The organism is Phormidium sp. FACHB-1136 (genome assembly GCF_014697375.1).
GTDB lineage: Bacteria > Cyanobacteriota > Cyanobacteriia > Phormidesmidales > Phormidesmidaceae > Nodosilinea.
In genome coordinates this window covers 1-3,381 of the sequence record NZ_JACJRS010000200.1, presented here as the reverse complement: position 1 = coordinate 3,381, position 3,381 = coordinate 1, and the positions used below count along the sequence as shown (strand labels likewise).

Genomic DNA, 3,381 nt, shown 5'->3' with positions numbered 1-3,381 from the left:
ACGCCAAGGCCTTGAGGTGTCGCAGATCCCGACGATGGCTATATTGACGCAGCAAGGACAGCACTTGATCATAGAGACAGGTGGTGGCTGGCATGGCAAAGACCCTGGGATATGCAATTCCAGCGTCTCATGTCACCTCACCTTTTCCCCCTCGCAGCACGAGGTTTCAAGCCTTTCACCCACTTCTGTCAGGCAGTCAGCTATGATCCTGTGCGATGCAGGGGTTCTGCTATGTTTAGTTGATCGAACTCAGCCCCAGCACAAAGCCTACAAAAGTTCCGTTCTGCGTTTGGCAAAACCGCTGGTCACAACCTGGTCTTGCCTCACCGAAGCTATGTACCTTGCCCTGCATCGTGGCGGATGGCAAATGCAAAAACAATTGGGGCAGGTCTGTAGGATGGGCATTGCCCCCCATGAGAAGAATGGGGCCACTTCCTTGCTAGGCGACGTGACTGGACGCTAGACCGTAGGTTGGATTTCAGCATCAGGGCTTTTTAGGTTACGCTAAAGGTGTGGTTGGCAAGGTCGCTGTCCTATGAGTGTTGTCATCTCAGATGAAATTCTGCAAGCCTCTCAACTGACACCAGACGAGTTTCGCCAGGAAATTGCCATACATCTGTTTCAAACGGGTCGTTTAACCCCTGGCTATGCCAGCCGTTTAGCAGATATGCCACTGAATGATTTTCGCCAACTCTTGAAGCAGCGCAACATCGCACTATATTCCTATGATGTTGAAGACTTTGAGCTAGATTTGAAAAATTTACAGGAGTTAGGGCGGTTGTGATTGTCATCAGCGACACATCAGCAATCACGAACTTGGCGGCAATAGACCTGCTAAACCTCCTTCATCTCCTCTATGGTCAAGTCATCATTCCAGAGGCCGTCTATAGTGAACTGGTAGACATCGACCCACCTGTTCCAGGAGGTGTTGAAGTTCAAACAGCAACTTGGTTAGAGGTCAAATTAATTACAAACCGCAAGACTGTTGAACGACTTCAAAGCGAAGTGAGATTAGATCCTGGAGAGTCTGAAGCCATTGCGTTAGCTTTGGAAATTAAAGCAGATTTACTACTCATTGATGAGCGTCGCGGCAGAGCAGAAGCTGACCGATTAGGACTCAAAATTACTGGGCTACTGGGTATTTTAGTTGAGGCAAAACGAAAAAATCTCATTGTGTCTGTCAAGCCTCTGATGGATGCTTTGATAGCTACCTCAGAGTTTCGAGTATCTTCGGCTTTGTATAATCAGGTTTTGAGTATAGTCAATGAAACTTAAACCGTAGGTGGATTATGACAACATCAGTTTCAGAATTATGGCCTGCAATTTCCAACCTCTCCTATGCAGGTAAAATTCAGCTTATCCAGTTAGTTTTGACTGAAATAGCACAGGAAAATGAAGGAGAAGAAAGAACTGATACAAGGCCAAATACTTCTTTTGATCCACGTCGCTTCTTTGGTGTATCCTATCAGCCCAAGCAAGTTATTGATGAATACCTAGAAAGCTCCCGCGAAGGCTGGGTCTAATGGCGTACTTGATTGACACCAACATCGTCATCTTCCTTTGGTATCCGCCTGCGCGGTTTTTGCCATCCTGGTATAACTAAGGTATAACTGAGGGGTAGGAATTTATAGTCGAGTTCACTATGAAAACTGCAATTTCCCTTCCAGATCCAGTTTTTGACGAAGCAGAAGCACTAGCTCAGCGATTAGGCTTGTCACGCAGTGAGCTTTACACCAAAGCATTGCAAGCGTATTTGAAAAAGCACAATCGTAAGCAAATTCTAGACAAGCTGAATCAAGTTTACTCCCAAGAGCCATCTGAACTAGATCCTACGATGGCAACGATGCAATTCATGTCTCTCCCCCGTGAGGACTGGTAATGCATCGGGGAGAAATTTGGTGGGCGAACTTGCCTGATCCAGTCGGTTCAGAGCCTGGATATCGTCGTCCTGTTTTAGTCGTTCAAGACGATACCTTTACTCAAAGCCGTATCAGTACAGTCATCGTTGTCATTATCACTTCAAATATTCAGTTGGCGGAAGCACCAGGTAATGTATTGTTACCGAAAGGAGCAACAGGCTTACCTAGAGCTTCAGTCGCTAACATATCTCAAATTCTCACAGTCGATAAAAATTTCTGATTGAATGTATTGGTTCCCTGCCAAACAACTTGCAGGAGGAAATCGATGATGGACTACGAACAATCCTGTATCTGTAGCAACGCAAGCTAACACGTTGCTGCATCTGAACACCGCAATCGTTCTGCTACGATGTGAAATAGTTTTACATCATCCAAACAAATAAACAGCACCTATGAAGTGGAGAGTCATCCTCGAACCCGATCCAGAAACAGGCGAGTGGGCCATTTGGTGTCCAGAACTTCCCGGATGTACTTCTGCTGGCCAGACCCGAGAAGAAGCCCTTGAGAGTATCCGAGAAGCCATCGATCTTTATTTACAACCTGATACCATTGATCTCCTACCTTGCGCGATCATCCGTGAGGTTACGGTTGGATGACCCGACTCAGGAGAATGAATGCCGATGAGGCTGATCGCCTATTACACAAATAGTGGAGCCGAGTATGCAATCCCAATCTCAGAGCTTGATTCAAAAACTAGAAGCACTTTCATCAGAACACCGTGAAGCGGTCAATGACTTCATTGATTTTCTGCTAATGCGGGAACAGCAACAGAGTGAAACTCTGGCTATATCGCGTCTTTCGGAAGCTTCTCTAGCCCAGATTTGGGACAACGAAGAGGATGCCGTATATGACCAGCTATAGCTTCGCCGATCTCGTGATAGTTCCCTTCCCATTCAGCGATGGTATCACCCTGAAAAAGCGCCCTGCTGTCGTCATCAGTTCTAACCAGTATCAACAATCTTGACCCGATGTCATCCTGCTAGTCATCACTAGCCGTATATGCAATCCACTAGGTTATGGAGAAGCCATTATTCAAGATTGGCAGCAAGCAGGATTGATGAAACTATCGATCTTTAAACCCCTAGTTTTTAGTTTAGAGACATCAAGGATATTGATGAAACTGGGGACTCTGACCTATGGAGATAGGGAGCGACTAGCAGAGATTTTACAGGAAATCATTGGATAAGGGACTTCCAAATAAATAATCATGCCAATGCTGGCTCAGGGCAATACAAAATATCGACAAACCACTTGCCGAGCTGACTGCCTGACACATCTTTATGCCGCCTCCCAGGGGGGCAATTGACATCGTATGGACTGGATCCTAGAGAACCAGATGCGGTCATAGTACTGGTCTTCGGCGTTTTTAGAGGCAAAGCAGGGTTCAGGGTCAACGGTGAGCAGGGGGATGGGTTGGAGCAACGGACGCCCTTTGTTGACGGCACCCTTGAGCCAGCGGAGG

8 protein-coding genes are annotated in these 3,381 nt (G+C 46.6%); 7 read left to right on the top strand and 1 reads right to left on the bottom strand.

Annotated elements, in window-relative coordinates; all coding sequences use genetic code 11:
- Nucleotides 1-535: 535 nt before the first annotated feature.
- The 7 genes from H6G62_RS26385 (at nt 536) to H6G62_RS26355 (ending at nt 2,780) form a co-directional block, all read left to right on the top strand.
- Nucleotides 536-784 (top strand): UPF0175 family protein, encoded by a 249-nt coding sequence (locus H6G62_RS26385; RefSeq protein ID WP_190500731.1) that lies wholly within the window; start codon nt 536-538, stop codon nt 782-784.
- Nucleotides 781-1,275: a DUF3368 domain-containing protein gene (locus H6G62_RS26380; protein ID WP_190500730.1), complete on the top strand. Its 495-nt coding sequence runs from the start codon at nt 781-783 to the stop codon at nt 1,273-1,275. The genes H6G62_RS26385 and H6G62_RS26380 overlap by 4 nt, the downstream gene beginning before the upstream one ends.
- Nucleotides 1,276-1,289: 14 nt before the next feature.
- Nucleotides 1,290-1,523 carry a hypothetical protein gene (locus H6G62_RS26375; protein WP_190500729.1) on the top strand — a complete coding sequence of 78 codons (234 nt, stop codon included), beginning with the start codon at nt 1,290-1,292 and terminating at the stop codon, nt 1,521-1,523.
- Nucleotides 1,524-1,642: 119 nt separating this feature from the next.
- The gene (locus H6G62_RS26370) at nt 1,643-1,879 is read left to right on the top strand and encodes a hypothetical protein (RefSeq protein ID WP_190500727.1); all 237 of its coding nucleotides are present in this window, start codon (nt 1,643-1,645) and stop codon (nt 1,877-1,879) included.
- A 29-nt stretch (nt 1,880-1,908) separates the two neighbouring features.
- On the top strand, nt 1,909-2,139 hold the full coding sequence (locus H6G62_RS26365; protein WP_242052286.1) for a type II toxin-antitoxin system PemK/MazF family toxin: 231 nt from the start codon (nt 1,909-1,911) through the stop codon (nt 2,137-2,139).
- 172 nt (nt 2,140-2,311) lie between these two features.
- Nucleotides 2,312-2,515: a type II toxin-antitoxin system HicB family antitoxin gene (locus H6G62_RS26360; protein WP_190500725.1), complete on the top strand. Its 204-nt coding sequence runs from the start codon at nt 2,312-2,314 to the stop codon at nt 2,513-2,515.
- Nucleotides 2,516-2,579: 64 nt separating this feature from the next.
- Complete coding sequence (locus H6G62_RS26355; protein WP_190500724.1) at nt 2,580-2,780, top strand: toxin-antitoxin system, antitoxin component, Xre family protein; 201 nt, start codon at nt 2,580-2,582, stop codon at nt 2,778-2,780.
- Nucleotides 2,781-3,197: 417 nt separating this feature from the next.
- On the opposite strand, the gene H6G62_RS26350 is transcribed toward H6G62_RS26355, so the two are convergent.
- The coding region (locus tag H6G62_RS26350) for a hypothetical protein (RefSeq protein ID WP_190492888.1) at nt 3,198-3,381 on the bottom strand (184 nt) is incomplete at its 5' end.

Excerpts from the sequence above, each read along its gene's own strand:
- H6G62_RS26355 (WP_190500724.1), top strand. The coding sequence starts at position 2,580 with ATGCAATCCCAATCTCAGAGCTTGATTCAAAAACTAGAAGCACTTTCA.
- H6G62_RS26375 (WP_190500729.1), top strand. The coding sequence starts at position 1,290 with ATGACAACATCAGTTTCAGAATTATGGCCTGCAATTTCCAACCTCTCC.
- H6G62_RS26385 (WP_190500731.1), top strand. The coding sequence starts at position 536 with ATGAGTGTTGTCATCTCAGATGAAATTCTGCAAGCCTCTCAACTGACA.
- H6G62_RS26370 (WP_190500727.1), top strand. The coding sequence starts at position 1,643 with ATGAAAACTGCAATTTCCCTTCCAGATCCAGTTTTTGACGAAGCAGAA.
- H6G62_RS26360 (WP_190500725.1), top strand. The coding sequence starts at position 2,312 with ATGAAGTGGAGAGTCATCCTCGAACCCGATCCAGAAACAGGCGAGTGG.